At 58.3% G+C, this 26,196-nt stretch carries 25 protein-coding genes and 1 pseudogene; 4 read left to right on the top strand and 22 right to left on the bottom strand.

Annotated features, from left to right (window positions below):
• Positions 1-165 precede the first annotated feature (165 nt).
• Positions 166-2,325, top strand: a complete 2,160-nt coding sequence (locus tag AC6ROY_RS10420) for a DNA topoisomerase III (protein WP_500100284.1) — start codon at positions 166-168, stop codon at positions 2,323-2,325.
• Between the two features lie 191 nt (positions 2,326-2,516).
• On the opposite strand, the gene AC6ROY_RS10415 is transcribed toward AC6ROY_RS10420, so the two are convergent.
• A complete protein-coding gene (locus AC6ROY_RS10415; RefSeq protein WP_500100283.1) occupies positions 2,517-2,825 on the bottom strand; it encodes a hypothetical protein in 309 nt (102 codons plus the stop codon).
• 12 nt (positions 2,826-2,837) lie between these two features.
• The gene (locus AC6ROY_RS10410; protein WP_500100282.1) at positions 2,838-3,734 is read right to left on the bottom strand and encodes a TIGR01777 family oxidoreductase; all 897 of its coding nucleotides are present in this window, start codon (positions 3,732-3,734) and stop codon (positions 2,838-2,840) included.
• A 176-nt stretch (positions 3,735-3,910) separates the two neighbouring features.
• On the opposite strand from AC6ROY_RS10410, the gene AC6ROY_RS10405 reads away from it, so the two are divergent.
• Positions 3,911-9,088, top strand: coding sequence for an AAA family ATPase (locus AC6ROY_RS10405; RefSeq protein WP_500100281.1), 5,178 nt, complete (start codon positions 3,911-3,913; stop codon positions 9,086-9,088).
• A 147-nt stretch (positions 9,089-9,235) separates the two neighbouring features.
• Here AC6ROY_RS10405 and AC6ROY_RS10400 read toward each other — a convergent pair whose 3' ends face one another.
• The 8 genes and pseudogenes from AC6ROY_RS10400 to purT all read right to left on the bottom strand — a co-directional run bounded on the left by AC6ROY_RS10400 (position 9,236) and on the right by purT (position 14,121).
• Positions 9,236-10,030 carry an alpha/beta hydrolase gene (locus AC6ROY_RS10400; RefSeq protein ID WP_500100280.1) on the bottom strand — a complete coding sequence of 265 codons (795 nt, stop codon included), beginning with the start codon at positions 10,028-10,030 and terminating at the stop codon, positions 9,236-9,238.
• A gap of 30 nt (positions 10,031-10,060) precedes the next feature.
• On the bottom strand, positions 10,061-10,402 hold the full coding sequence (gene ytxJ / locus AC6ROY_RS10395) for a bacillithiol system redox-active protein YtxJ (protein ID WP_500100279.1): 342 nt from the start codon (positions 10,400-10,402) through the stop codon (positions 10,061-10,063).
• Between the two features lie 24 nt (positions 10,403-10,426).
• On the bottom strand, positions 10,427-10,942 hold the full coding sequence (locus AC6ROY_RS10390; protein ID WP_500100278.1) for a metallophosphoesterase family protein: 516 nt from the start codon (positions 10,940-10,942) through the stop codon (positions 10,427-10,429).
• A 156-nt stretch (positions 10,943-11,098) separates the two neighbouring features.
• Positions 11,099-11,296: a YiaA/YiaB family inner membrane protein gene (locus AC6ROY_RS10385; RefSeq protein ID WP_500100432.1), complete on the bottom strand. Its 198-nt coding sequence runs from the start codon at positions 11,294-11,296 to the stop codon at positions 11,099-11,101.
• Between the two features lie 42 nt (positions 11,297-11,338).
• A pseudogene (locus tag AC6ROY_RS10380) lies at positions 11,339-11,533 on the bottom strand (YiaA/YiaB family inner membrane protein); the annotation flags it as partial.
• A 267-nt stretch (positions 11,534-11,800) separates the two neighbouring features.
• The gene (locus AC6ROY_RS10375; RefSeq protein ID WP_500100277.1) at positions 11,801-12,073 is read right to left on the bottom strand and encodes a hypothetical protein; all 273 of its coding nucleotides are present in this window, start codon (positions 12,071-12,073) and stop codon (positions 11,801-11,803) included.
• A gap of 67 nt (positions 12,074-12,140) precedes the next feature.
• Positions 12,141-12,929 carry a TIGR00266 family protein gene (locus tag AC6ROY_RS10370; RefSeq protein ID WP_500100276.1) on the bottom strand — a complete coding sequence of 263 codons (789 nt, stop codon included), beginning with the start codon at positions 12,927-12,929 and terminating at the stop codon, positions 12,141-12,143.
• The gene (gene purT, locus AC6ROY_RS10365) at positions 12,916-14,121 is read right to left on the bottom strand and encodes a formate-dependent phosphoribosylglycinamide formyltransferase (RefSeq protein ID WP_500100275.1); all 1,206 of its coding nucleotides are present in this window, start codon (positions 14,119-14,121) and stop codon (positions 12,916-12,918) included. Before purT ends, AC6ROY_RS10370 begins: the two co-directional genes overlap by 14 nt.
• 217 nt (positions 14,122-14,338) lie before the next feature.
• On the opposite strand from purT, the gene AC6ROY_RS10360 reads away from it, so the two are divergent.
• Complete coding sequence (locus AC6ROY_RS10360; RefSeq protein ID WP_500100274.1) at positions 14,339-14,662, top strand: winged helix-turn-helix transcriptional regulator; 324 nt, start codon at positions 14,339-14,341, stop codon at positions 14,660-14,662.
• Positions 14,663-14,857: 195 nt separating this feature from the next.
• Here AC6ROY_RS10360 and AC6ROY_RS10355 read toward each other — a convergent pair whose 3' ends face one another.
• Positions 14,858-15,052 (bottom strand): Spo0E family sporulation regulatory protein-aspartic acid phosphatase, encoded by a 195-nt coding sequence (locus AC6ROY_RS10355; RefSeq protein ID WP_500100273.1) that lies wholly within the window; start codon positions 15,050-15,052, stop codon positions 14,858-14,860.
• A gap of 190 nt (positions 15,053-15,242) precedes the next feature.
• Here AC6ROY_RS10355 and AC6ROY_RS10350 point away from each other — a divergent pair, with 190 nt between their 5' ends.
• Positions 15,243-15,941, top strand: a complete 699-nt coding sequence (locus AC6ROY_RS10350) for a response regulator transcription factor (RefSeq protein ID WP_500100272.1) — start codon at positions 15,243-15,245, stop codon at positions 15,939-15,941.
• Positions 15,942-16,037: 96 nt separating this feature from the next.
• Here AC6ROY_RS10350 and AC6ROY_RS10345 read toward each other — a convergent pair whose 3' ends face one another.
• From AC6ROY_RS10345 to AC6ROY_RS10295, 11 genes are all read right to left on the bottom strand, one after another.
• A complete protein-coding gene (locus AC6ROY_RS10345) occupies positions 16,038-16,766 on the bottom strand; it encodes an ABC transporter permease (RefSeq protein ID WP_500100271.1) in 729 nt (242 codons plus the stop codon).
• A 1-nt stretch (position 16,767) separates the two neighbouring features.
• Positions 16,768-17,484: an ABC transporter permease gene (locus tag AC6ROY_RS10340; protein WP_500100270.1), complete on the bottom strand. Its 717-nt coding sequence runs from the start codon at positions 17,482-17,484 to the stop codon at positions 16,768-16,770.
• Positions 17,481-18,398 carry an ABC transporter ATP-binding protein gene (locus tag AC6ROY_RS10335; RefSeq protein WP_500100269.1) on the bottom strand — a complete coding sequence of 306 codons (918 nt, stop codon included), beginning with the start codon at positions 18,396-18,398 and terminating at the stop codon, positions 17,481-17,483. Before AC6ROY_RS10335 ends, AC6ROY_RS10340 begins: the two co-directional genes overlap by 4 nt.
• Positions 18,399-18,458: 60 nt before the next feature.
• The gene (locus AC6ROY_RS10330) at positions 18,459-19,916 is read right to left on the bottom strand and encodes a sensor histidine kinase (protein WP_500100267.1); all 1,458 of its coding nucleotides are present in this window, start codon (positions 19,914-19,916) and stop codon (positions 18,459-18,461) included.
• Complete coding sequence (locus AC6ROY_RS10325) at positions 19,913-20,584, bottom strand: response regulator transcription factor (protein WP_500100266.1); 672 nt, start codon at positions 20,582-20,584, stop codon at positions 19,913-19,915. Before AC6ROY_RS10325 ends, AC6ROY_RS10330 begins: the two co-directional genes overlap by 4 nt.
• A 292-nt stretch (positions 20,585-20,876) precedes the next feature.
• Entirely contained in the window at positions 20,877-21,623 is a 747-nt protein-coding gene (locus AC6ROY_RS10320; protein WP_500100264.1) for a YhcN/YlaJ family sporulation lipoprotein, read from the bottom strand.
• A 124-nt stretch (positions 21,624-21,747) separates the two neighbouring features.
• A complete protein-coding gene (locus AC6ROY_RS10315; protein ID WP_500100263.1) occupies positions 21,748-22,245 on the bottom strand; it encodes a hypothetical protein in 498 nt (165 codons plus the stop codon).
• Positions 22,246-22,269: 24 nt separating this feature from the next.
• Positions 22,270-22,917, bottom strand: a complete 648-nt coding sequence (locus AC6ROY_RS10310) for a trimeric intracellular cation channel family protein (RefSeq protein ID WP_500100262.1) — start codon at positions 22,915-22,917, stop codon at positions 22,270-22,272.
• A gap of 4 nt (positions 22,918-22,921) precedes the next feature.
• A complete protein-coding gene (locus tag AC6ROY_RS10305) occupies positions 22,922-23,998 on the bottom strand; it encodes a Gfo/Idh/MocA family protein (RefSeq protein WP_500100260.1) in 1,077 nt (358 codons plus the stop codon).
• Positions 23,999-24,081: 83 nt separating this feature from the next.
• Positions 24,082-24,744 (bottom strand): response regulator, encoded by a 663-nt coding sequence (locus AC6ROY_RS10300; RefSeq protein WP_500100256.1) that lies wholly within the window; start codon positions 24,742-24,744, stop codon positions 24,082-24,084.
• 6 nt (positions 24,745-24,750) lie between these two features.
• Positions 24,751-26,184 (bottom strand): sensor histidine kinase, encoded by a 1,434-nt coding sequence (locus AC6ROY_RS10295; RefSeq protein WP_500100255.1) that lies wholly within the window; start codon positions 26,182-26,184, stop codon positions 24,751-24,753.
• Positions 26,185-26,196 lie beyond the last annotated feature (12 nt).

Genomic DNA, 26,196 nt, shown 5'->3' with positions numbered 1-26,196 from the left:
CGCGCGTTCTTCCGGCTCCTTTGCAGCAGACCGTTCATTTTTGTTTAGTTATACCCCGTTACTAAGACAAAAGTTGTCATCATTAGCGCCTGACGCAAAAATATGGTACAACAAGGGTTAGACAACGCCTGATCAGCAGGACCAAGAAAAGGAGCACTTATTCCAATGAAATCGCTTGTATTAGCCGAAAAACCGAGTGTGGCCAAAGAAATCGCCCGCGTGCTCGGCTGCAGCCAGAAGCAGAAGCATCACTTCGAAGGGCCGGGTTATGTCGTCACCTGGGCTCTCGGCCATCTCGTCACCCTCGCGGAGCCGGAGGACTACAACCCGACCTACAAGGAATGGCGGCTGGAGGATCTGCCGCTTGTCCCTGCCCGCATGAAGCTCAAAGTCATCCGCGAAACGACGCCGCAGTTCAAGGCGATCTCCGCGCTCGCCAAGCGCAGTGATCTGAAGGAGCTGATCATCGCCACGGATGCCGGGCGGGAAGGCGAGCTGGTCGCCCGCTGGATTATGGAGCTGGTGCAATGGCGCAAGCCGTTCAAGCGGCTGTGGATTTCGTCGCAGACGGACAAAGCGATCCGCGACGGCTTCGCCGCGCTCAAACCCGGCCGTGATTACGACCGGCTGTACCGCGCCGCCGTTTGCCGCGCCGAGGCTGACTGGCTGATCGGTCTGAATTTGACGAGGGCGCTGACCTGCAAGCATGGCGCGCAGCTCGCCGCCGGACGCGTGCAAACCCCGACTTTGGCTACCCTAATGGAGCGCGAGCAGCATATTCAATCATTTCAGTCCAAAGACTACTGGCTGCTGCGCTGCGACTTCGGCTCCTTCCAGGGCCAATGGCGCAGCGGGGCCGTGCCGGACGGCCGCCTGTTCGATCGCACGGCGGCGGAAGCGCTGGCGGCCAAGCTTGAACGCGCGGCGACCGCTCAGGTAGCGCAGCTCAAGCGAACCGAAAAGCAGGAGCCGCACCCGCTCGCCTACGATCTGACGGAGCTGCAGCGCGATGCGAACAAGCGGTACGGATTCACCGCCAAGCAAACGTCCAACGTCCTGCAGCGGCTGTATGAGCAATATAAGCTGGTCACATATCCGCGCACCGATTCCCGCTACTTGTCTACCGATATCGTGCCGACGCTGGCCGGACGGCTTCGGGCGCTTCAGGTGGCGCCGTATGCCAGCCTGATCAAGCCGCTGCTGGCCGCGCCGCTGACCGTCACCAAGCGCATCGCCGATGACAGCAAGGTAACCGACCATCACGCGATCATTCCGACCGATGAGCGACCGGCCCTCCACCTGCTCGGCGCGGATGAGCGCAAGCTGTACGACCTGATTGTCAAACGGTTTCTGGCGCTGTTTTATCCCCCGCACCGGTATGATGAGACAGCCGTCATGGTCCAGCTCGGCGGTGAAGCTTTTCACGCCAAGGGCCGAGTCGTCCGCGACCTGGGCTGGCGTCAGCTGTACACGGAAGCTGTATGGGCAGAGACCGACAACGACGAGCCGGACAGCTCGTCCGCGGAAACCGGCGGAGCCGCCCAGCCGCTGCCGCCGTTGACGCAAGGACAGAAGCTCGACACGCGCCGTCTGTCGCTGCACAAGCAGATGACCCGCCCGCCCGGCCGGTACACGGAAGCAGCGCTGCTGACCGTTATGGAAAAGCACGGCCTCGGCACTCCGGCGACACGCGCCGATATTATTGAGAAGCTGCTGCAGACCGATACGATTGAGCGCCGAATGAATACCTTGCAGCCTACAGGCAAAGGCGCCCAGCTGCTCAGTCTCGTCTCCGCCGACCTCCGTTCGGCCGAGCTGACCGCCGCCTGGGAGCAGGAGCTGCAGCGCATCTCAACCGGACACGGGGACGCCGACGCCTTCATGAGCCGCATCCGCCAGCAGACGGAGACGCTTGTCCGCGAGGTGAAGGTCAGCAGCGCCACCTACAAGCCGCATAACCTGACAGGATCGCGTTGTCCGGAATGCAGCGAGCTGCTGCAGGAAATCAAGGGCAAGCACGGCAAGCGGCTTGTCTGCAGCAATCGCGAGTGCAGCTATCGACGCAATGCCGAAGCTCCGCTGCTGAACAAGCGCTGCCCGCAATGCCGCAAAAAAATGGAGCTGCATGACGGCAAGGCCGGCAAATACGCCCAGTGCAAGCCCTGCAATGTGATTGAAATGCTTGGCGATTCGCCGGGTGGCGGCCGGGGCGGACGCAATGCCAAGCGCGAGCAGAGCAAGCTGGCCGAGCAATACAGCGACAAATCGCCGATGGGCTCCAGCCTGGAGGAGGCGCTGCGCGCCGCCATGGAGAAGAAAAAATAACGAAGCTGCCCGCACAAAGTCAGGCCAGCCCGAAATTTCGGGCTGGCCTGAGCATGCGAACGACCTTAACCTCCACTTCACCGTGGAGGTTAAGGTCGTTATTAACCAGGCCTAGCCGCTTGGGAGCGGCCAGGCCCCGTGCTGTACACGATCTGTTTTCTCGCTTGCAGCCTGCTAACGCTTGCAGCCTGCTAACGCGCCACCGGCAGCATGGGCCGCACCTGCTGCTCATAATAACGCCGCAGCTGCTCCTTTTCCGACTCGGTGAACTGGTACTCGCAGTCGCGCCCTTCATCCTGAACCGCGATGTCCATCAGCAAGCCGTCCGACGTTGCTACGAGCAGCGCCCCTAGATCGGTCACCGAATCCGGCACAAGCGAAGCATCCGCCACCTCGAACCGGATTTGGATATCAAACCAATGCGAATCGCGCACGTCCACCATATGGGTCATCGCGACGAATTGCAGCTCCGTGATCTCCACACTTCCATACGTCAGCATCTTCCGTTCCCCCTACTTCTGCTCCGGCAGCAGCTCCATTAACGCCAGCTCCAGCACCGGGTAGTTAAAATGAAAATGACGCTCCAGCGCAACCTTCGGCAGCACGCGCTGACCCTGCAGCAGCAGCATGCTCATCTCGCCAAACAGCAGCTTCATCATAAATGCCGGTACAGGAAACCGATACGGCTTGTTCATCCGCTGCGCAATCTGCCGGCCAAACTCATCATTGCTGAGTCCCACGGGACTCGTCGCATTCACCGGGCCCTCCAGATCGTCCTGCCCGATACAGAAGTCGATCAGTCGGCACAGATCGTCGATATGAATCCACGACAGCTGCTGACGACCGGTGCCGATCCGCCCGCCCATCCCGAACTTGAAGGGGGCCGTCATCTTGGGAAAAGCGCCTCCGTCTTTGCCCAGCACAACCCCAAGCCGCAGCAGCACGACACGGGCATCGGGAATTTGCTCGGCGGCCGATTCCCACTCGTCCACAACGCTGGAGAGGAAATCGTCCTTCTTCCACTCGCTCTCTTCAATAAACGACTCCGTCTCGGACACGCCGTAGATTGCAACCGCCGATGCGTTGATCAGCGCAGGCTTCGTCTCCGCCCGCTCGATCCATTTCCGGACATGGGCCACCGCATCAAGCCGGGACTGCAAGATCCGCTTCTTGGCCTCAGCCGTCCAGCGCTGGTTGATCGTTTCGCCCGCAAGGTTGACGATCGCATCCACGCCGTCCAGCAATTGGGCGTTTTTGTCCAATTCCTCCCAAGTTACATAACGAACGAGCGCATGGCTTTGCTTCGGCTTGCGGCGCGTCACCACAATCAAACTCGTCTTCTGCGCAATAAAATATTGAATTAAATGTTTGCCGATAAACCCGGTTCCCCCGGTAATGGCTACCTTCATGTCTATTCCTCCGCCTGATTCCATGAACCCGATTATGCCCTACATTATAACCCATAACAGCTGCGATGCGAAATAGCCTTCCCGGCGCGCAATTGATTTGCTCTGACGGTTGCTTCGGTCAAATAATGCCAGTAAAATAAACATCATTAGACCATCTAGCATCGGGGGACGCAGCAGTGGTATGGAATTTGAATGAAACCTCTATTGAACCGGTTGATCAATACGGCTCAGTCGGTTTGTTTCGCGCCACGGAGCAGGTCACGGGCCAAGTACGCTATTTCAAGGCGCTGCTGCCTGAACAAGCGCTTGATCCGCTGCTGCAGCAGCTGCAGGCCGAGTTTCAGCAGGCCAGGAAGCTGGCGGCTGCCGACGTCTGGATGCCGGAGCAGTCGGGCGAGTGGAACGGCGCTCCCGCCCTTCTGATGCAGCAGGCGGACGGCCAGCCGCTAACGGCTGAGCTGCACACAGGCGCTCCGCTGGAGCTGAACCGTTTCCTTCATCTGGCCGTCGGGATGACGGAAGCCGTCATCAGGCTGCATCAGCTGAAGCATGTCCATCTGGCGCTGTCGCCGCACGCCTTCTTTGTCGAGCCCGGCCGGAAAATGTGCAAGCTGACCGAGCTGCATCAGACCACGCCCTTCGCCTCCGTGCCTGAGGCCGGCTATGATGCGCTGGCCGAGCTGGCAACCAACAAAACCGCTCTGCTGTACGCCGCCCCCGAACGAATCGGGCGGCTAAGCCGCCGGGTGGACCATCGGGCGGATTTGTACAGCCTGGGCATCATCTTCTACCAGCTGCTGTACGGGAAGCCTCCATTCGAGAGTGAGGACATCTCCGAGCTTGTCCATGCGCATGTGGCTGTTGAACCGACGCCGCCTGCCATCCGGTATATTCCGAGACCGATAGCCGATATCATCGGCAAATGCTTGATGAAGCAGCCGGATCAGCGTTATTCGAGCGCCTTCGCACTCAAGCGTGATCTGAGCATCGCCCTGGACAAGCTGCTGACCGAGGGCTTTCTGGCCGACTATGCGATCAGCGACAACCATATTTCCGATCAATTTATCATATCCGAATCCATTTACGGCCGGGAAGCCGAGCTGGAGCTGCTGGAGCAGGCTTACCGGCGGGGAAGCCAAGGCAGCGTTGAAGTCGTCTTTGTGTCCGGCATCTCCGGCATCGGCAAATCGTACCTGATCCATGAGTTTCAGAAGCTGGTTGTGCAGCAAGGCGGACTGTTTGTCACCGGCAAATTTGACCAATTCAAGCGGGATACGCCGTATTACGCCGTGCACCAGGCGGGAAAACAGCTTGTGCAGCATCTGCTGACGCTGAGTCAAGACGACCTGGAAGCCAAGCGCCAGCAAATTCTGGAGCTCATCGGCGCAAACGCCCAGGTGCTGCTCGATATGAATCCGGCGCTTGCCCCGATTTTGGGTACGCATCAGCCGCTGCCCAAGCTTCCTCCTGCGGAAATGTACAATCGCATGGTGCTGACGATCCAGAGCTACTTGTCCGTCTTCTCTTCCGCGGAGCAGCCGCTTGTGGTATTTCTGGACGATCTGCAGTGGGCGGATGCCTCCTCGATCCAGCTGCTCAAGGACTTGACGCTCGGCAGCAGCGCCCGGCATTGCGTCTATGTCGCCGCCTGCCGTGAACGCGAGCTGGACCACACGCATCCGCTGCAGCAGATGATGGCCTACTTCCAGCGCAGCAAGCATATCGCCTATACCGAAATTCACCTGGACCCGCTTCAGCCGGAGCATCTGGAGCGGATGCTGGCAGACAGTTTGCAGCCGAGCGAGCAATCTACCGGCAAGCTGTCGCAGCTGATGATGCAGAAAACAAAAGGAAATCCGTTTTTCACGAAACAATTTTTCCGTTCCATTTTTGACCAGCAGCTACTGTGGTTTGATTACGACACCTGCCTCTGGACATGGGATGAAGCGAAAATTCAAGAGCTGCACATGACCGACAACGTGGTTGATTTTATGATCAACAAAATCGTACGTCTGCCGGAGCAGCTTCAGGTGCTGCTCATGCAAGCCGCTTGCATCGGCCATCAGTTTTCCCTGAGCCTGCTGGCGCTCTGCAGCGGCGCCTCTCCCTCTGACCTGCAGCATGAGCTGGGCGCTGCCGAGAAGGACGGCTTGATCCATGCGTTGAAAAGCGCGCGCGCCGATGCTGCCGAGGAGCCGGTCGTCTATAAATTTTTGCACGACAGAGTTTATCAGGCGATCTACTCGCTTGTACCGAAGGATCAGAAGCCTCGCATCCACCTGCGGATCGGACGGCTGCTGGAGGAGCAGCGGACTACCTCAGGGACGACGGACGGCGGAAACAATCAGCTATTCGAGGCCGTCAATCAGCTGAATCTGGGGATATCGCTGCTGACCTCGCGCGAGGAGCGCGAGCAGCTTGCTTCCCTTAACCTGCAGGCATGCCGGCATGCCAAAACGAGCTCGGCTTATGACACCAGCCTCCGTTACGCGCTGCACGGCTGCGACCTGCTGGAGCCGGATCACTGGGAGTCGCAATATACGCTGGCCTACGCGCTGCAGCTGGAGAAGGCGGAGCTGGAATATTTGTCCGGCTACTTCGAGGAAGCGAAGCTTTCATTCGCCCTTGCCGTCAGCCGCTCCCGGACACGGCTGGAGAAGGCTGACGCCTACGCGCTGATGATGGTGCTCTGCACGAACATGGGCGAGCATGAGGAATCGCTCCGGATCGGGCTCGAAGGTCTGCAGCTGTTCGGAATCAAGATCAGACCGCCCGTCAGCAAGCCGTTGATCGTCTGGGAGCTGTTTAAGTCCCAGCTGCGCAAAGGCACACGCAGCGTCGATGACCTGCTGGACATTCCCCCGATTACCGAGCCGAATCATATGGCCGTCATGCGGCTGCTGCTTCATCTGGTCGCACCGGCGTATTACCTGGACTCAGGACTGTACATTTACCTCATGCTGCGGATGTTTAATTACTCGCTGTTAAACGGGCATACGGAAGCAAGCGCGCTCTCCTACTCGACTTACGGGGTCATCATGAGCTCGCTGCTTGGCCGTCTGCAAGCCGGCTATGACTACGGGATGCTGGGCGTCAAGCTGAGCGATTCCTTCAACGATCTGCCCGTCAAGTGCAAGGTATACTTTGGCTACGGGGCATTCGCCAGCCAGCTGAAGGCGCCGGTCGCAACCAATGTCGAGCAGCTGCGCAAAGCATACCAATACGGAATCGAATCGGGCGACTTTGTTTACGCGGGCTACTCGATCACCTTCAGCTTTTTTCTCCGGCTGTTTAAAGGCGATCATCTGGGGGATGTGTTCAAGGACACGGAGCAATACCAAAACTTCATCCTGAAAGCGAAGGACGGGGACACCTCCATGATCCTGACGGTCCTGCAGCGCTACATCCTGGACCTGAAGGAGCCGTCGCCGCTGCTCGCCTCGCCGGACGCTCCGCGTTCCTCATGCTTCATGTCAGCCGAGGAGCTGGAGCTGGTGAGCGGCTACACCAACAAGGCGGTTATTCATACGTATTATGCGCTGCAAGCCCACACGTATTATATATTCAATCAGCTGCATGACGCCAAGAAGCTGCTGGAGGAAGCCGAGGCTTCGCTGCTGACGGTGTTCGGGCTGCTTCATGTGAATTTGCATCATTTCAATTATGCGCTCGTGCTTGCGGCTCTGTACGATCAGGCGACCATTGCGGAGAAAAAACGGTACCGGGCGCGCATCAAAGCAAGCATGCGGCTGCTGAACAAATGGGCGCAGCATTCCCCTGACAACTTTCTTCATCTGAAGCTGCTGCTGGGGGCGGAATGGCAGCGGATTACAGGAAATCGCAGCTTGGCCGAGGAGCAGTACGATCAGGCGATTCATTATGCCGGCAAGCATCGGTTTACCAACTACGAGGCGTTGGCCAGCGAATGCGCGGCCCGCCATTATTTGCAGCGCGGCAAGCTGAAAATTGCCCGATCCTACCTCGTCGAAGCGCGCTCCCTGTATGCGCAGAACGGAGCGGTACGGAAGGTGGCCGATCTCGATGAACGGTATCCTTACCTCGTCAATCGGGGACAAGTGGAAGCCTCCATCGACCTGTTGAGCGTGATCAAAGCATCTCAAGCCATCTCCAACGAAGCCGTCTTCCAGCAGATGCTTGATATGATCATGGGCATTACCCTCGAACGTGCGGGCGCAGAGCGCGGACTGCTGGCGCTTATGCGGGATGGAAGACTGTACATCGAAGCGGAGAAGGCGATCCGGGCTCCGTTTGAAGCGCTGCATGCAGCTCCGCTCGAAAGCTGCCAGCATGCGGCGGTATCCGTCATCCAATACGCCGCCCGCTCGGCCGAGACGGTGCTGCTCCATGATGCGGCACAAGACGAGCTGTTCGCGGGCGACCCGTACATACGGCTGCATCGGCCCAGCTCGATATTAAGCGTGCCCCTGACCCGCTCAGGCAAGCTTGTCGGCGTGTTGTATCTGGAGAACAATTTGGCAACGCATGTTTTCCATCAGGAAAGCTTGCAGACGCTCCGGCTGCTGGCCTCGGAAATTGCGATGCTGATCGAAAACGCCAAGCTCTGCGATCATCTGGAAATGAAGGACGGCAAGCTGCAAATGCTGGAGGAACAGGAGCAGGCGATTCGGCTGCAGCTCAACGAGAAGGAACGCTGGGTGCAGTCCTCCGAGTCGACGATGTTGAACATCCGCAAGTCGCAGCATGAGCTGATCAACAACATCCAGACCGTTCATGCGCTGCTGGTGATGGACAAATATGACATGGCCAAAGACTATATCTCGGTCTGGTGCAAGGAAATTGTCCACCAGGCGATCATCGGCTCCGTTAAATTTCCGGTGCTCGGCGCCGTGCTGAACCACCTGTCGCTTACATGCATTTCCAAACAAATCGAGCTGCAGGTGAGCGGCGATGTCGATTGCACGTTCGAGCAGCTGGCGCTGCCGATCAGCTATTTCTCCAGCATCATGCATAATTTGCTGAAAAATGCGGTGGAGGCCATCGGCGAGGAGGATGCACTGCGTACGGTGAAGCTGACGCTGGAGGAGCAGCTGAGCACGTACAAAATTACGGTATTTAATACCGGCTCCTTCATTCCGAAGGAGCAGCTCACGCAAATTTTCAGTAAAGGCTACTCCACAAAGCCGGAATCCACCAATTCAGGACTCGGCTTGCATATCGTCCAGAACTATGTCGAGCATTATGGAGGCTGGATCGAATGCGCGTCGCAGCCGCAGGAAGGAACCTCCTTCTCGGTCTATTTGCCTAAGCGTAAAAAAGACCTTAACCACCCGACCGACCTGCGAGAATCGAAAACGACGCTCCGATCCTCCTGAGGGAGGGACCGGGGCTGGCGGCTATCCGGTCCTGATACAAAAAAACAGCCTGTCGCACGCTTCCGTTCCGATGGCCGGACTGGCGAGCACACTGGCTGTTTTTTGATGTTTCTCCGGTCACCGCCATCGCGACCGCGTCAGGCTGGTCTAGGCAGGCAACGAGCGTTCCACAAACCGCAAGGCATCCGGCAGATGTCCGCCGAAGTAGGACCACTCATGCTCCCCTTCGAACTCCAGATACTCATGCTCATAGCCCAATTGATCAAGCAACAGCTTAAACGCCTGGTTGGCCGGAAACAGGAAGTCTTCCCGTCCACAGTTAAAATGCAGTGCCGGACGCTGCTCCTCGCGAACGCGCTGGGCTGCGAGCAGATGCAAATCCCACTGCTTCGCGTATGGCCCGTGTACAGGTCCGAGCATTCGCAGCACGTCGCTGCGCAAATTTTGCGGCGTCAGCAGCGGGGCGGACATCAAGGCTCCCGCGATGCTGGCGGCAGCGCCAAACAGGTCGGGATGGCGCAAAGCGAGCGAAAAAGCGCCAAAGCCGCCCATTGACAAGCCGACGACCGAGCGCCGGGTCCGGTCCGCGATCGTACGGAATTCACGGTCGATTACCGGAATCAGATCATACAGGATGTAGTCCTCGAACGTTCCAGTGCCGTCGTACCAATTCATATAAAACGTGCCGTGGCCGTAGCCTCCGTCATTCGGCATCACCACGATGCTTTCGCTCAGCTCGCCTGAGGCAATCATCGCATCCAGAGTGGACGCCGCATTCCCCTTGACCGCCCAGCTCGTTTCATCGCCATTCATGCCATGGAGCAAATACACGACCGGATACCGCCGGTCATCTCCTGCGTCATAGCTGGCAGGCACGTACACCTGACACACCTTCCGGGCGAACAGCGCGCCGGAAAAAAATGAAAACGGACGTATGCCCATCGCAATCTCCCCTTTCGCCGCTTGGCCGATTTAACTCAGCACGGCGTGCAGATGCTCCTCGGTGATGGCCCAATGGGACGTGTTCCATACCGTCTCTTTATTTTTCACATACAGCACCTGCGGCGAAGCATGCTTCACGCTCGTATCCTCTGCAATCTGATTCGACACGGGACGAGATTCAATGACCTTCACCAGCAGGTAGTCAACGTCTGTGTTTGGCGTTTTGCCAAGGTAAGCGTCATATTCTTGCAGCGCGTTAAAGCTGACCGGGCAAGCCGTGCTGTGCTTCAACACGACAAACGCCTTTTTATCGCTATTTTCGAGCGCCTGCACCCATTCTTCATTCGTTGTAATTTCTTTCCAGTTAGCCATCTGTACCGTCCTCCATCTCCTGATTTAAATGACCGCGCTGCGGTCAGCGTAATACATATGACGAACTGAGATTTCATCCGCCAGCTCCAGCAGCCCGTATGAAAATAACGGCTGACGCCGCTTGTCTGTCGGCGAGCCGGGGTTAAACAGCAGCACTCCGCCGCGCATTTCCGAAAACGGACTATGCGAATGCCCGAACAGCACGATATCGACCGTCGGCTCGCCGTCCGCGCCGCAAAATGCCCGGTACGCCGTATCCGGCGTCGAGCGCCCGCCATCGCCATGCACGAGGCCGATCCGGTAACCGGCCAGCTCCAGCACCTTGCGTCGGCCAAACCGGCTGACGATCTCCGGTCCGTCATTGTTGCCGGCCACCCCGTCCACCGGAGCAATCGCGGCAAACTGGTCCACGACCGACTCCGCCATCCAGTCCCCCAGATGGAGAATGAGGTCCACGCCGCGCAGTCCTTCGATCAAGGCGGCCGGAAGCCGGGGCTTATGATCAACCAAGTGTGTATCCGACACGATCCCGATTCGCATGCTTCATCTCCTTTGCCGCTCTGTTTTTCATTTTAGCATAATTATCCGTTGAAGAACAAAAAGCGCCGCCCGGGGGCGAACGCTTCATGCAGCGAGGGCTACTTTTCTCGTTCGGCTTGCCGCATACCTCTTCTGCCTCTGCTGCTCTCTTCTGCCTCACTCCGTCAGCTCGGAAGGGCCTTGGGCGTGCTCATCCTCTTTGTTATCCCGCACCGTCTTCTGCAGCACGAAGGCGGACATCGTAAGGAACAGCGCGGTTACGGCGTAATACCCTTGAACGGAGAGCGGCTGATTCAAATTCATGATCCCGATAAACATCGCGACCAGCGCCGTTCCGAAGGCGGCCCAGGACAGAAACGTGAACGCTCCGGTGTTTCTTTTGCGGCCGTCTCCGGCATCGTCCTGGTTGTCGCGGATCGTCTTCTGCAGAACAAACGAAGCCATCGTCAAGTAAAGCGCGCTGACGGCATAATAGCCTTTGACCGACAGCACTTCCTCCAGTGTATAAATGCCGACAAACATCGCAATCAGCGCGAATCCGAACGACGCCCAAGCCAGAAATGTAAACGCTCCTGTATTCCGTTTTCTCATCATGTCCCGCTCCTCTTGGTTTCGATTTTCGATGTATGATTTATGATAAGCTATTAGTACCTGCTGCTTATAGTTACATATTACCAGCTTTTCGGCGGCCGACCAGTACTATCTTTATGTAGTACCACCCGCACGGCAGCCCTTCGCTGCACGCCAAAAAACCCGCCGGCGTGGGGCCGAGCGGGTTTCTTTCTCCCGATTCCATAGCGAGCTGCGCTATTGCGCAATGCGGCTCGCGCTGCTGCCTGTCAGACCTGACGGCTCACGTCAGCTCGGGTTGCCTGCAATCTCCAGCGCTTGCGCCGAGATCGTTCCCTTGAACTTGGACATGCAGTTGCACAAGAAATCCTTGCGGCAAATCGGGCAAGGCTCCTTGAGAAGCCTGTTGATATGAGTCGGCTGCGGGCTGCCGGTTGCGTCCGTACCATAGATCAAGCGGCACACCGTCCGGTCTTTAAGCTGGGCTACAATCTCGAACAATCCATTCTTCGGATTGTGGCTGACGATTTTGGCATCGACGACCTGTGGGTTATATGCCATCTTCAGCACTCCTTTTCCACTATGCATATTGAGAGTCAAAAACGCTGTATTATGAATGATAACGTTCTTAGCGGTTGCCGTCAAGCAGATTGCCGAACCCGCCCAGCAAGCCGCCTTCCTCCTTGCGTCCGCCCGGCCGTGAAGCGCTCATCATCCGGTCCGCCAACCGGCTGAACGGCAACGACTGAATCCATACCCGGCCCGGACCCCGCAGCGTCGCAAAAAACAGCCCTTCGCCGCCGAACAACGCCGTCTTGACCCCTTTGACAAACTCGATATCGTAATCAATATCCTGCGTCATCGCAACGAGACAACCGGTATCGACGCGAATCAGCTCGCCGGGCTGGAGCACACGCTCGCAGATCGCCCCGCCCGCATGGACAAACGCCAGTCCGTCGCCTTCGATCTTCTGCATGATAAACCCTTCGCCGCCGAAGAAGCCCGCTCCCAGCTTGCGCTGGAAGTCGATGCCGATCGAAACGCCCTTGGCCGCGCACAGAAAGGCGTCCTTCTGACAAATCAGCTTGCCGTTCAGCTCGGACAAATCCATCGGCAAAATACGGCCCGGATACGGCGAAGCGAAGCTGACGCGCTCCTTACCCGCACCGCGATTCGTAAATAGCGTCATAAACAGGCTTTCGCCGGTCAACAGCCGCTTGCCTGCGCCGAACAGCTTGCCGACAAGCCCCCTGCCCTGATCGCTGCCATCGCCGAAAATGGTTTCCATCGCGATATTTTGATCCATCATCATCATGCTGCCGGCTTCGGCAATGACGCTCTCGCCCGGGTCCAGCTCGATTTCGACATACTGCATCTCCGAGCCCTCGATCCGGTAATCAATCTCATGCGCGTTCATGAATAACCTCCCCTGCTGGATAAGTAATACGCAGCAAGCCCGCCGCTTGCTTGGCGCGCGCCCGCGCTTCGTCCACCTGCTCCGCGGAGGCCAGCGCGACGGCCATTCGGCGGCCCGGCTTTGTCTCCGGCTTGCCGAACACGCGCACCTGCGTATCCGGCAGCGCCAGCGCTTCCTCCAGGCCGCCGATGCGGAAATCCGCGCTGTCGCGGTCCGCCTTCAGCGTGTAGGACGCCCCCGGCGTCAGCACCCGCACGCCCGGGACGGGGAAGCCCAAAATCGCGCGGACATGCAGCGCAAACTCGGACAAATCCTGCGTCACCATCGTCACCATGCCCGTATCATGCGGCCGCGGACTGACTTCGCTGAAGTACACCTTGTCCGGCGCAAGGAACAGCTCCACCCCGTAGGTGCCGTAGCCGCCCAGCGCTTCCGTAATCGCCCCGGCAATTTGCTGCGCCTGCTCGATCTGCGCGGCACTCATCGCATGAGGCTGCCAGGACTCGATATAGTCGCCGTCCTTCTGAATATGCCCGATCGGGGCGCAATACGTCGTGCCGCTGACCGAACGCACCGTCAACAGCGTAATTTCGGATTCGAAATGGATAAATTCCTCCACGATCACCCTTGTCCGCTTAGCGCGGCCGCCCTCCATCGCGTAATTCCAGGAAGCCTCCACATCGTCCGGCTTGCGGCAAACGCTCTGGCCTTTGCCTGACGAGCTCATAATCGGCTTGATGACACAAGGCGTGCCGATGTCAGCGACTGCCGCCTGCAGCTCCTCCAGGCTGTCTGCAAACGCGTAGCGGGCCGTCCGCAAGCCGAGAATCTCCGCTGCCAGCCGCCGGATGCCTTCGCGATCCATCGTCAGCCGGGCCGCCGTAGCCGTCGGCACCACGCGGTAGCCCTCCGTCTCCAGCTCGACCAGCGTCTGGGTCGCAATCGCTTCGATCTCAGGTACGATCAGATCCGGACGCTCGGACTCGATCACACGCCGCAGCGCTTCCCCGTCGAGCATATCAATGACATGCGAGCGGTGAGCGACCTGCATCGCCGGGGCGTGAGGGTAGCGGTCCACCGCGATCGTTTCGATTCCGAGCCGTTGTGCTTCCAGCACAACCTCTTTACCCAGCTCGCCTGAACCGAGCAGAAGCATCTTCTGGGCTTGTCCTGTGTAGGGTGCTCCGTACATGAATCCAAATTCCTCCCGTCGGGTATGTTGCTGACTCCTACCGCATTTATACTGGATTTGTCCGGTTTTTTCAACCTGAAATGTCTGAAAGATGCCATGAAATTGCGTAAACTGGCTTTTTCGGGCGAAAACTACACCGATTGGCCCCATTCGGCTCACAAAAATCTTACTTTAACGAAGCTACTATGTTAAAATAGTTCCAGAAGAGGTGAGAGCAATGTCAGACCATCCACAGACGATGTGTCCAAGGTTTGAAGCGGCCTTTGAAATTTTGGGAAAACGCTGGACGGGACTCATTGTACGGGCGCTGCTGCAAGGCCCGCGGAGATTTAAGGATATTTCGGAGATGATTCCCGGGATGAGCGACCGTATGCTGGCCGAGCGGTTCAAGGAACTGGAGGCTGTCGGCGTGATCAGCCGGCATGTGTATCCGGAGACGCCGGTGCGGATTGAATATCAGTTAACTGAAAAAGGCAAGGCGCTGCAGCCCGTCATGGACGCTGTGCAGCATTGGGGAGAATCGTGGTGTATTCAGAAGTAACCGCGCTTCTTCCTTCTTCTTGATCCACACCCGTATCAGCAGATCAGGCTCTCGCCGGGCTTTCCGGCTCGGCGGAAGCCTGCTGTTTCCGGGCGACAGCCTGAACGGCAACAAGACGGGACCTGGGAGCCCCGCCGCAATACGCAAGTATGGCTGCCGATTGGCAGAATTGACGAAATCAGAGGCGCTGCGGGATCAACAACCGCTCCGGGACGTTTGGCGCGCCGGGCAAGCCAGCCGCATCGCCCGCAAAACAAGCTGATCCAGCTCCATGCTTTTGCTGACCACACTGGGATCGGTAAGCAGCAGACCTTGTTCGCTGACAAGCGCATTCAGGTCCTCGATACAGGCTTGAATTTGACGTTGCAAACGGACACTTGTTATGATCAAGGTAGCTTCCCCCTGTGCTGCCGGCGTTCGCGGTTACGAACCACGGTGCGGCTCCGATTGCGGTAAAGCTGCTGCTTCACCTGCTACGTCCAGTATACATGGTAATTATTTGAAAAGTTGCAGTCTGGAATTTAAGAATTATGAAGATTGCTAACCGATTCCTAATATTTTAATCGTTGAGGTGGCTATCTTGTCTACAATATTGCTGGTTGAAGATGATCATAGTATCGCAGATATGATGTCCATTTATTTAGGCGAGGAAGGCTACACCGTTCACCGTGCTGCGGATGGGCAAGAAGGCATCCGGTTGTTTAACCTGCATCAGCCCGATGTTATCATTCTTGACCTGATGCTTCCCGATCTGAACGGCATTGAGCTGTGCAAGCAGCTGCGCACCGTCTCCTCGGTCCCGGTCATGATCGTCTCCGCCAAAAACGAGGTCAGCGAACGGGTCAACGCCTTGATGAACGGCGCTGACGATTACTTGTGCAAGCCGTTCAGCATGCGCGAGCTGGCCGCCAGAACGACGGCGCTGCTGCGCCGCTCCGCCCTGACCCAGCAAACGAACCAGCCTGCCGCAAGCGAGCCGCCGGCAGAGGATACGCGCGACATCGTGCTGGATATGGAGAAGCGCTGCATTTACATCCACAAGCAGCCGATCGAAACGACGTATTCCGAGTTTGAAATTATGAAAAACTTCTGGCTCCACCCCGGCAAGGTGTACTCGCGCGAGGAATTGCTGAACAAAATCAGGGGCATTGATTCATTTGTCACCGAGCGGTCGGTGGACGTGCATATTACGAACCTGCGTAAAAAGGTAGAGGCCGAGCCGAAGGAGCCCAAGCATATCAAAACGGTGTGGGGCGTCGGCTATAAGTTCGAAATGTAACAGCAGCAGCATGTAAACGGTAGCAAAAGAAGCCTGCCCTCCTCATGACACTCATGGGAAGCGCAGGCTTCTTTTGCTGTCGGAATCGCGGCGCGATTAAATCGCTTTTCGAGCAAAGTAGGTCATCGAAACGGCCATAAACAGCGCAAAACCGCCCGCTATAATGAAAAGCAGCGTTTCCAGCGACACGTTAAACGCCCCGAATGCGCCGCTTTCACGCGGCACCATGGCCAGCATCGGCTGCGCCCAAGGATAATACGGGCCATAATCCGCCGAATTCGCAATCAGGATATTCGGAATGGTGAAGACAGCGTTGACAGCCAGCGGCGCGGCAAAGCTGGACCACGCGATGGAGACGCCAAGCTGCAGCGCGGCCAGCGGCAGGCAGGCCAGCCAGCCGCCCAGCACAGAGCGCAGCAGCGCTTCCCACGGAATGGGCGCCGGAAACCCCAGCGCCAGACCGCCGGTCAGCAGCAGCAGCAGGAACAGCAGTTGCGTCAGCGCGAGCAGCAGCGCGACAAAGCCAAGCTTGACCAGAAACACCCGGCTGCGGGTAACCGGGAGCGCCAGCATTTGCTTCCAGCCTCCGCCAATATGCTCATACCGGCATACGAGCGCCGCGAACACGCCGGTCAGCAGCGGCAAAAACAGCATCGCATGCAGCACCGACATCACGGCCAGCGTATGCATCCAGAGCGATTCGTCAGCCTCCTGCCCGTTGCCCGCAAAGCCGAGCGCCGCCGCCAGCAGCGGACTCGCCGCTGCAAGCAGCCAAAGGACGGTGCGGCGAAGCTTCAGCCACTCTGAGCGAATCATAGCCAGCATGCTACCTCACATCCTTTCGTACGTAATCAGCCAGGCCGAGCAGCAGCAGGACAAGGCCGCCCAGCAGGCCGTAAGCAACGGAGACACGCGGATCGTCAGCGGCATTTTGCAAATACGGCCATTTGTAAGGCATCCAGTCGCCGAAGCGCATCGAAAACATCGAAAACACAACGCCTGCAATACCGATGGTCAACGGCAGCGCCTGGTTCGCCATCGTCACGGACAGCCACACCTGCAGCGCAATAAACGGCACAATCGCCATATACGGGTAATACACAAGCTGCAGCAGCTCACGATAAGGAATGTCCGCAAGCGCAAAGCCGAGCAGCCCGCCGAGTACCACCGTCCCGGCGACGAGCAGCGTCGCCGAACAGCCAAGCAGCAGCAGGGTCAGCAGGAACTTGCCGAGAAAAACGTGGGCCTTCGTGACCGGCAGCGCCAGCGTCTGCTTCCAGGCGTTCATCTGATGCTCAATGCCTGCGGTCATGGACGCAATCAGCGTCAGTCCGATAAACAAGGTCGGCACAGCCAGCATCGCAATGTTGCCGATCAGGCCGCCCCACAGGTCCGACGCATAGCGCTTCACCAAATAGTCATAGCGGAGACCAAAGTTCGCCGCCTGCATGCCTAGCACGCCCAGCGGGCCCAGCACGATCAGAAACCAGATCAGCTTGCGGCGAATTTTCAGCAGCTCCACCGACAATACACGTCCGATCACAAGCTCCCCTCCCCGCCCGTCATATCAAGGAAGATGCTCTCCAGCGAAGCGTTCTCCGCCTCCACGCGGTAAATGTCGTAATCGTCGCGGACGAGGGTCGCTACAATCGACGCCACCGTCTGTTCCGAAGCGCCGCTTACGGTAAGCTGGCGGCGGTCCCAGTCCGCCTGGTAGCCTGCCGACAGCAGCAGCAGCCACGCCGCTTCAGGATTGCTGACAGCGAGCCGGATACGCGTCTGCGCCCGCTGCCGGAGCGTGTGGATCGAATCCTGGAAGATCAGCTTGCCCTTCGTAATGATGCCTACCTGTGTAGCCATCTGCTCGATCTCGGACAGCAGATGGCTGGAGACAAGGATAGTCATCCCTTGCTCGCGGGGCATCCGCTTGATCAGCTCGCGCATTTCCAAAATGCCCGCCGGATCAAGCCCATTGGTCGGCTCGTCGAGAATAAGCAGCTCCGGCTGGCCGAGCAGAGCCGTTGCGATGCCAAGCCGCTGCTTCATCCCGAGCGAGAAGCCTTTGACCGGACGCTGGGACTCGCTTGTCAGTCGGACGATGTCCAGTACCTCTCCGATCCGGGAAGGCGGCACACCCGGCAGCAGACGGCGGACCGTCTCTAAATTTTCCCGGGCGTTCAGGTGCCCGTAATACGAAGGGTATTCGACCAGTGAACCGACCTTGCGCAAGATCGCCAGCCGCTCGCTCCGCAGCTCCTTCCCGAAAATCCGGATCGCCCCGTGTGTAGGCTTCGCTAGCCCGAGCAGCAGGCGAATCGTCGTTGTCTTGCCCGCCCCGTTCGGACCGAGGAATCCGTAAATTTCACCTTGGCCAATCCGCAAGTTCAGATCGCTGACTGCGGCTTTGCCGCCCAACGTTTTCGTCAGCTTTTCCGTCTGCACCATCCATGTATGCATGTGCTCATCACCTCAGACCTATCGTAGCGTCCCAAGGTTAAAGCGACAGCAGGCCAACGGTTAAATTTCGTTTAAAAGAGCAGCTGGAGTCAGTCGGATGATCGTCTTGCCGTCGCTGTGCTCGACACGGCTGACAAGCTTCATTTCCTTGAGCATCAGCGCTATGATCGACAAACCCAGACCTGCGCCGCGCTCACCGGACTGTACATGCAGACCGGGCCCATGATCGGTAAGCTCAATCGTGCCGCCGGCCTCGCCGGTTACCCGCAGACCGATGTAACGGCCCGACTTTGCATGCCGCAGCACATTTTGCACGTAATTATCCAGCACCCGTTCCAGCCAGGCCGGATCTACCTCCCAGTACACCGCCGTTTCCGGCAAGTCCAGCTCCATCGTAAATTCGGCCTGCTCGAACACCGGGTACCAGCCTGCAAACGACGTACGCACAGCCCGCACCATGTCGACTGTCCGGGGATGATACGGATATTTGCCCGCCGACAGCAGCGAATACGAAAACAGGTTTTCGATCAGGCGGCTCACATGCTCGATCTTCCGCTCGATCAGCAGCGTCGATTCTATCCCCTTGTCGGACAACCGTTCGCTGCGCAGGCTGTACGCGTGTCCTTGAATTGTCGTGAGCGGCGTACGCAAATCATGCGACAGCTTGGCGATCAGATCGCGCCGCAGCTCCTCCTCCTCAGCCGCTCGCTTGCGGCCGTCCTCCAGCTTCTGCACCATCACGTTAAAGGTCAGCTCCAGCCGGCCGATTTCATCCTGCTGCCGCACCGGCAAAGGCCCCGGTATTCCGCTGGCCGACGATTGCGTCATCGCCGTCTGCAGCCGGACGAGCCTGCGCCGGATTTGGATAAAAAACACAAACGACACAAACAGGAAGCCGATCAGTATAAGCAGCGTTCCGGCAATTATCATCGTCCCATAGCCTTTCCACAAGCGTTGTCCCGGCGGCAAAATCAGCTCGCGCGGCAATTCCAGCACGATGAACCCCGCATCGTTTGAGCCGCCGATAAATGCGACAACCGTAAACGGATCGCCGTCAATCCGTTCCTTCATAAACTGCACGGTATATGCCGCGGACCAGCTTCGCGGCAGCGTCGACTGCTCCGGCAGCTGCAGCCGGGTTGCGCCGCCGCCGTCCACCCAAAACATCGACGCCTCCGGATAGCTGCCCTTCAGCTCCTGCAGCCGGGCGTCCACCTCCGCGTCGGAAGCGCCGCCGAGCCGGGCCGCCTCCCGATGCCACATTTGCTCCAGCTCCGAAGCATTCGAATACCGCTCATGCACAGCCGATTGCTCCTCAAGCCCGAATGTCTGCACGGAAATGGTCAGCAGCAGCGGCACCAGAATGAACGCAAGCGGCAGCAGCACGATAGCCGAGCAGACGATCAGCACATATTTTGACAGCAGTGAGCCGCGGAGCCGCAGCTTCATCCGGCCTGCCAGGCGCGTTTTCAGCTCTTCCTCCAGCGAGCGACTTGAGCGTGAGCTGTTCGTCCTCATCGCCGCACCCGATAACCGAGGCCGCGGATGGTCTCAATGATCGTGGGCTCACTCGGGTCCAGCTCAATCCGCTCCCGCAGGTAACGGATATGCACCATCACCGTTTTGTCGCCGTCCATATACGGCTCGCCCCAGACGGATTCATAAATTTGCTCCTTCGTCACAATCTGATTGCCATGCTTCAGGAAAAAAAGCAAAATTTGCAGCTGCTTCGCCGTCAGCGCAATTTCTTCCCCTGTCCGGTTGTCCACAACCGTCTGATGCACCGGCCTGACGGTCAGATGCCTGACCGCGATTTCCTCGCCAAAGCGATCCCCCGACCTGCGCAGCAGCACCTCCAGCCGGGCCGCCAGCTCATCCGGATGAAACGGCTTGGTCATATAATCATCAGCAAAACTCAAGCCCTGCAGCTTGTCATCCACCGCGCTGAGCGCAGACAGCATCAGGATCGGCACACGCGGCGCCTCCCGCTTTAGCCTTTGACCGACCGAAAAGCCGTCCAGACCAGGCAGCATCACATCAAGGATCACGACATCCGCCTGCTTGATAAGCTCAACGGCTCCCTGGCCCGCGGTCAGCCAATGCACGCTATAGCCGCGTCTCTCCAGATCATGCTTGACCCACTCCCCGATCTCCCGATCGTCCTCAATGTACAGAATTGTTTTCATTCACAGCAGCTCCATCGTCCATAGGATTGCGTTTTGTTCCTTACATTTTAGGCGATAGCCGGGCGGATCGGAAGTTAAAATTCGTTTAAAACGGTCAGCCTGCCTGGCGGATACGTGATTCCCGGCACATTCCGGCGCCATCAGGCAATAAGGAGTCAGGTTCCCTGTACCATTAAAAAAACTCTTCAGGAGCAAGTCCTGAAGAGTGGTTAGCCTTGATTTGCCTGTGACTGCCTGAACCGGAATTGCGTTCTGCGGTTAACGCGAAGCTGGAGCCCGCTGCTGATCCGGATCACTTGCGGGTATTGGCATTGTCGGGAAAAACATGCTGAATCATCGTGTTAAATTCGCTCATATACGGCGTCAGGCCGCCGGGCCGCTGCTCCTCCTCCGCGTACAGACGCACCCGCTGCACGAAATTCGGATTGGCCGACACGTACACATCCTGAATCTGGGTCGTCACCTGCGACAGCACCAGCTTGCGAATTTCATCCGCCTTGCTGTGCCCAAGACCTCCGTGCTCCGTCCAGGAGAGGCGCAGCGGCGATCCGACGGCAAACAGGCCGGCTCCGCCTTGCGCCGTGATCCGGTGCTGCTTCGTGTCCGGATTCGCTTCCTGGTCCGGCTGGTGGCCGTCCATGACGATCGCCACATAAGCATGGACGTCCGTCAGCAGCACCTGTGCAGCCTGAATACCCGGCAGGTCGGCAATACGGGCGGCCAGACCCGGGTCAAAGGCCATCGTGTTCGCCAAATGGCGGTTCGTCATATCCAGCTGTACCCGGCCGGTTCGCTCAGGCCCCTTGTTCTGTTCCTGCTCCGCGATCCACCGGTCCTTGACGCCAAGCGAAGGGTCCTCATTGTTGCGCGAATCGCGGTCATACAGCGCCTGCTGGCGATGATCGAGCAGTCCGGACCCGCCTCCGGCAGACGACTGGCTTGTAGCGCCGCCGCTTCCCGCACAGCCCGCCAGCAGCAGGCTGGCGGCAACAGCCGCCCCTGCGCCCTGCAGCATCCGACCCCAAACGTTAAGCTTCATCCTGCATTTCCTCCTGTCGCTCCTGCCCTGAGGAGACTTCAGGCTTAGGATGAATCACAGAGGGAAATTTATACGCGACAGGATGACGTGTCCTGAAGTTTTCCCGCTCCTTGCGCTCCGCCCGTCAGCTTTCGCCGGACTCGGCTTCCAGACGCCGCAGCAGACGCTCGACCGCTTCCTCGGACAAATCCCCCTGCGCTTTAAACTTGGCCAGCTCTTCCATAATCTGCTGCCCGAGCGCTTCATAGTCGCCCTCTGCTTCCGCATAGGTCGGATCAAACCAGACGTAATCGCCATCCGGGCCGTTGCGCAAAAACGGCTTATGCCAATGCTCCGGGTACGTATACGGCTGCTCGCCGAACAGCATGCCGAGCACATCGTCCGATTCCAGCGGCAGCAGCTGATGGAATACTTCCTCCTGTCCGTCCGTACCGATGCCGCTCACATTGCGATGAAGATACGCATAATGCAAATAATGCTCGCCGGTCACGCGGTCCTTGCCGATTTCATACAGCTCCAGTCCATCCTCGCGCAGCGACCGGACCGTCTCCAGCCGCTCCTGCATCATCTCGGAAGCGATCCGCTTCCAGGCCGTCCAGGACAGCTCCGTTTTCTGTTCCATTGACCGCTCACGACTCCCTTCGACTCAGCTTTTTTCCATCGACGGCTCGTCCGTCAGCTTCAGCGCGCGACGCGGCAGCCTCCACCTCCGGACTACAGACAGCATCCGCAGCCCGACGACGACGACAAACAGCACCAGCAGCTGCCAGGAGCCTTGTACCCAGCCCAAGCCGATCAGCAAGCCTGCCAGCATCGCCCAGACGGCGTAAATTTCGTCGCGCAGCACAAGCGGCTTACGTCCGGCCAGCACGTCACGGATCATCCCGCCGCCAATGCCCGTCAGCATCGCCGCCACCATGACGGCCGAGATCGGCACATTCATTTGCTTGGCGTACAAGGCCCCCTGAATCGCAAACGCCGCCAGGCCGATCGCATCAAACAAGGATTCCCACGTCTTCCAGCGGCGAATCCAGCTGACCGGCACGATAAATACAAGAAATGCAGCGACCAGCGCGGTCTTGAATAAATTGCCTTGCTCCCATAGCGTCGTAACCGGGATGCCGATTAATACATTACGAACGACCCCGCCGCCAAATGCGGTGACGAGGGCCAGGACGAACACGCCGAGAATATCGTACTCTTCTTCCATCGCGACAACAGCCCCCGAGATGGCAAACGCAATGGTGCCAATCATGCTGAATAGCTGTAAGTTCAATTGAAGCAGTTCGTCCATGCGTCTAGTCCAAACTCCAATCCAGCGTAACCAGCTGCCCGGTGCGCGACGATTCGTAGATTGCTTCCAGCACGAGACTGTTCGCCAGTCCCGACATCGCAGACGTCATCGGCTCGCGGTTGTCGCGGACGCATTCCAGGAAATGAGTCGTCATCCGCAGCCGCGCGCCGTTATCGCCTGCCGGCGTCGTCAGCGCCACATCCGCCGTCCGGTCAAACAGCTCCGTATGCAGCGTCCCTGTGTGCGGGTTCAGCGAGGCGCCGCCCTGTGTGCCCATCAGATGAACGTACGGGCCGTTGTCCAGGAAGGACGTATGCGCCGCCCAGCTCACATCCAGCGTAATGGTGCTGCCATTATCCAGCTTGATCAGCGCGGAGGCGAGATCCTCCACATCGTAGACGCCGTTCCAGTCCGGCTTGCCCCAGGTGCCAATTCCTTTTTTATGCGGCCCAAACTCCGCGTAGGTCGAGCCAAACACCGACACCGGCTTCGGACTTCCCATAAAGTGCAGCGTCAGATCCAGCATATGTACCCCGATATCAATCAGCGGACCGCCGCCCGCCTTATTCATTTGCGTAAACCAGGTGCCCCAGCCCGGAATGCCCTTGCGGCGCAGCCAGCCGGTCTTGGCGTTATAAATATGGCCCAGCGCGCCCTTATCGATCTGCTCCTTCGCTTGCAGGTAAACCGACTCCCACCGGTATTGATGCGACATCATCAGCACCTTGCCGGATTTGAGGTGCGCCTTGACAATTTGCTTGGCCGCCGCCGCATTCAGCGCCATTGGCTTCTCCAGCAGCACATGCTTGCCCGCCTCCAGCGCTTCGATGGCAATCGGCGCGTGGGCGTCATTCGGAACCGCGATGACGACCGCGTCGATTTGCGGATCAGCCAGCAGCTCTTGATAAGTCGTATGCACCTTCGGAATGCCGTGCTGCTGCGCCCGCTCCAGCGCCAGCGGCTGAAACACGTCGGTTACTGCAGCGACAACCGCGCCCGCCGCCTGAAATCCTTTGATATGCTCATTGCCGATGCCGCCGGCACCAATAATGCCGACTTGAATGTGATCATTTGCAGCCATCGCGTCTGCCCCCGTTCGTTCAGTTGGTGATGCAAAATTGGATTGAACAGCCTGAATTTCGTACCTAACTATAGCACAGGATGCTAGAGAATGCCCATATCTTTTGCTTTCTGCGCCGCTTCCTTGCTGCTCTTGCCGCCGAGCTTCTTGAGGATGTTGCCGACATGCACCTTGACCGTACGAATGGATACGACAAACGTCTCGGCAATTTGCGTCTGGGTGTATCCTTTCTCAATAAGATCCAGCACCTGGATTTCGGTCGGCGTCAGCAGCTCCCGCAGCTCGCGTGCCCGAACGTCCTGCTCCAGCTGCTTGAGCCGTCGAAATTCCTCGCGCATCTGCTCCGCTACGCTGGGATGAATGGCGCTGCGATTCGCATAAGCGCTGCGGATCAGCCGCGGGATGTCCGTGAAATCCGATTTTACCATATAATCGACGGCCCCCGCCTTGAACGCCTCGAAAATCAGTTCCTTCTCTTCCATCGAAGACAGCATAATCACGCGCGCTCCGCTGCATTTGACAATTTCGGCCGCCGCCCACAAGCCCTCGGGATTGTCGGACATCATAATGTCCATCAGCACGACATCCGCCTCAAGCTGCTCAAGCAGCCGTACCGCTTCAACGCCGCCGGAGGCGGTCCCGACGATGTCCAGGTCCTTTTCCCTGCGCAAATAGCTTTTCAGCCCGGCCAGCCATTCCGGGTCATCCTCCACGATCACCACGCGGATCGCCTGCTGCTGGTCCATACTTGCTCATCCCCTCTCCGGCGGCTGCTCCGCCTGCTCATCGGTTGGCTTGAACGCATCCGCCTGACGGCTCGTACCGGTCCTGGGCTTTGGAAATTGCATGAATACACTTGTACCCGCCCCCGGCTTGCTGTGGATCGTAATCGTCCCCTTATGCTTCTGCACAACCGTGTGGCAATAGGACAAGCCGAGCCCGAAGTTCATTTTTTTGCCGCTTTTGGTTGAATAAAACGGATCAAACACCCGCTTGAGCTGCTGCTTCTCCATCCCGTGTCCGCTGTCCTTGATCTCGACCACAATTTTGCGCTTCGTTTCGGAAATCGCGACGGCCAGCTCGCCGCCCTGCGGCATCGCTTCCAGCGCATTTTTCAGCACATTGGTCCACACCTCGCCAAGCTGGACGCGGTCCCCCGCGAGCAATCCCCCGTAGGCGTACCGCTCGCTTACTGCAACATGCTGCAAGTTAGGCGCCAGCATATCCAGACATTCCTTCATCAGCCTGGCAGGCTCAAGCTCCTCGATGCGCAGCACCGCCTCCTGGGTTTGCCCCTGAATGCGGTAGATCATGTCATAAATATGCTGGGAGGCGCGCATAATGACCTCGACATCGCGGGTTAGCTCCTCCGGAGTCGTCAAGCCGTCCTCCGCATCCGATTTGATCTTTTCGCCGAACAGCCGAATTTTTCCGACATCGTTTTTAATCGCATGGTTCAGGATCGACGTCCCCGATGTAATCGCACGCAGCGTATAATCGAGCTTCTGATTCTGGATCGAAATTTGCAGCCCCATAAATCCGTACCGAAAGCTGGAGCCGACGATCACGGCAATCGTAAAGGCAATAACCACGGTGTTGTACCGCCACCACTCGTAAACGCCGAAAAACGTCGGCAGCAAGTACAACGTAAACGTTGCAAACAGCAAGGTCGGCACCGCTGCCGCAGTAACCAGCAGCCGGTTGCGGCGCAAAAACGAGTTGCGCTCCCGCAGCGTCACCGACAGCAGCAGCCCGATGCCTGCGAGCATGTACGGCGTCGCCCATGCGGTCACGTAGCCGTAAGGAATCGGTTCGCCCGGCTTCGTGTCAAACAGCAGCGAGCCCGCTACAGGCGCAAGCAGCAGCCACGGCAGCCAGCGGCCTCTGCGCCAGAGCGGGTAGTTCGGGTGATACACCAGCGCAAACATCAGAAACGTATACGGAAGCCCGTAATAACAAAGCAGCGATGCAGCCCGCTCCGCATAAGCCAGCAGCCGCACGGACGAATCACTCAGCCAGCCTTGCTCCGCAAGAGCGGGATTAATTTGCTCCGCAATGACGGCCGAGAGCCCGCCGGAGCCTCCGGTGAAGGCAATGCTGCTGATCCAGCGGGTCGTCAGCCGCTTCGGATCCGTCACGATCAGCAGCAGGCCTATCGTCCATAGGCCAACGAGCACAAAGAGCATAACCGATCACTT

The sequence above is a fragment of the Paenibacillus sp. sg306046 genome (genome assembly GCF_059821225.1).
The sequence above is the reverse complement of the archived record's forward strand: the minus strand, read 5'-3'. Positions and strand labels throughout refer to the sequence as shown.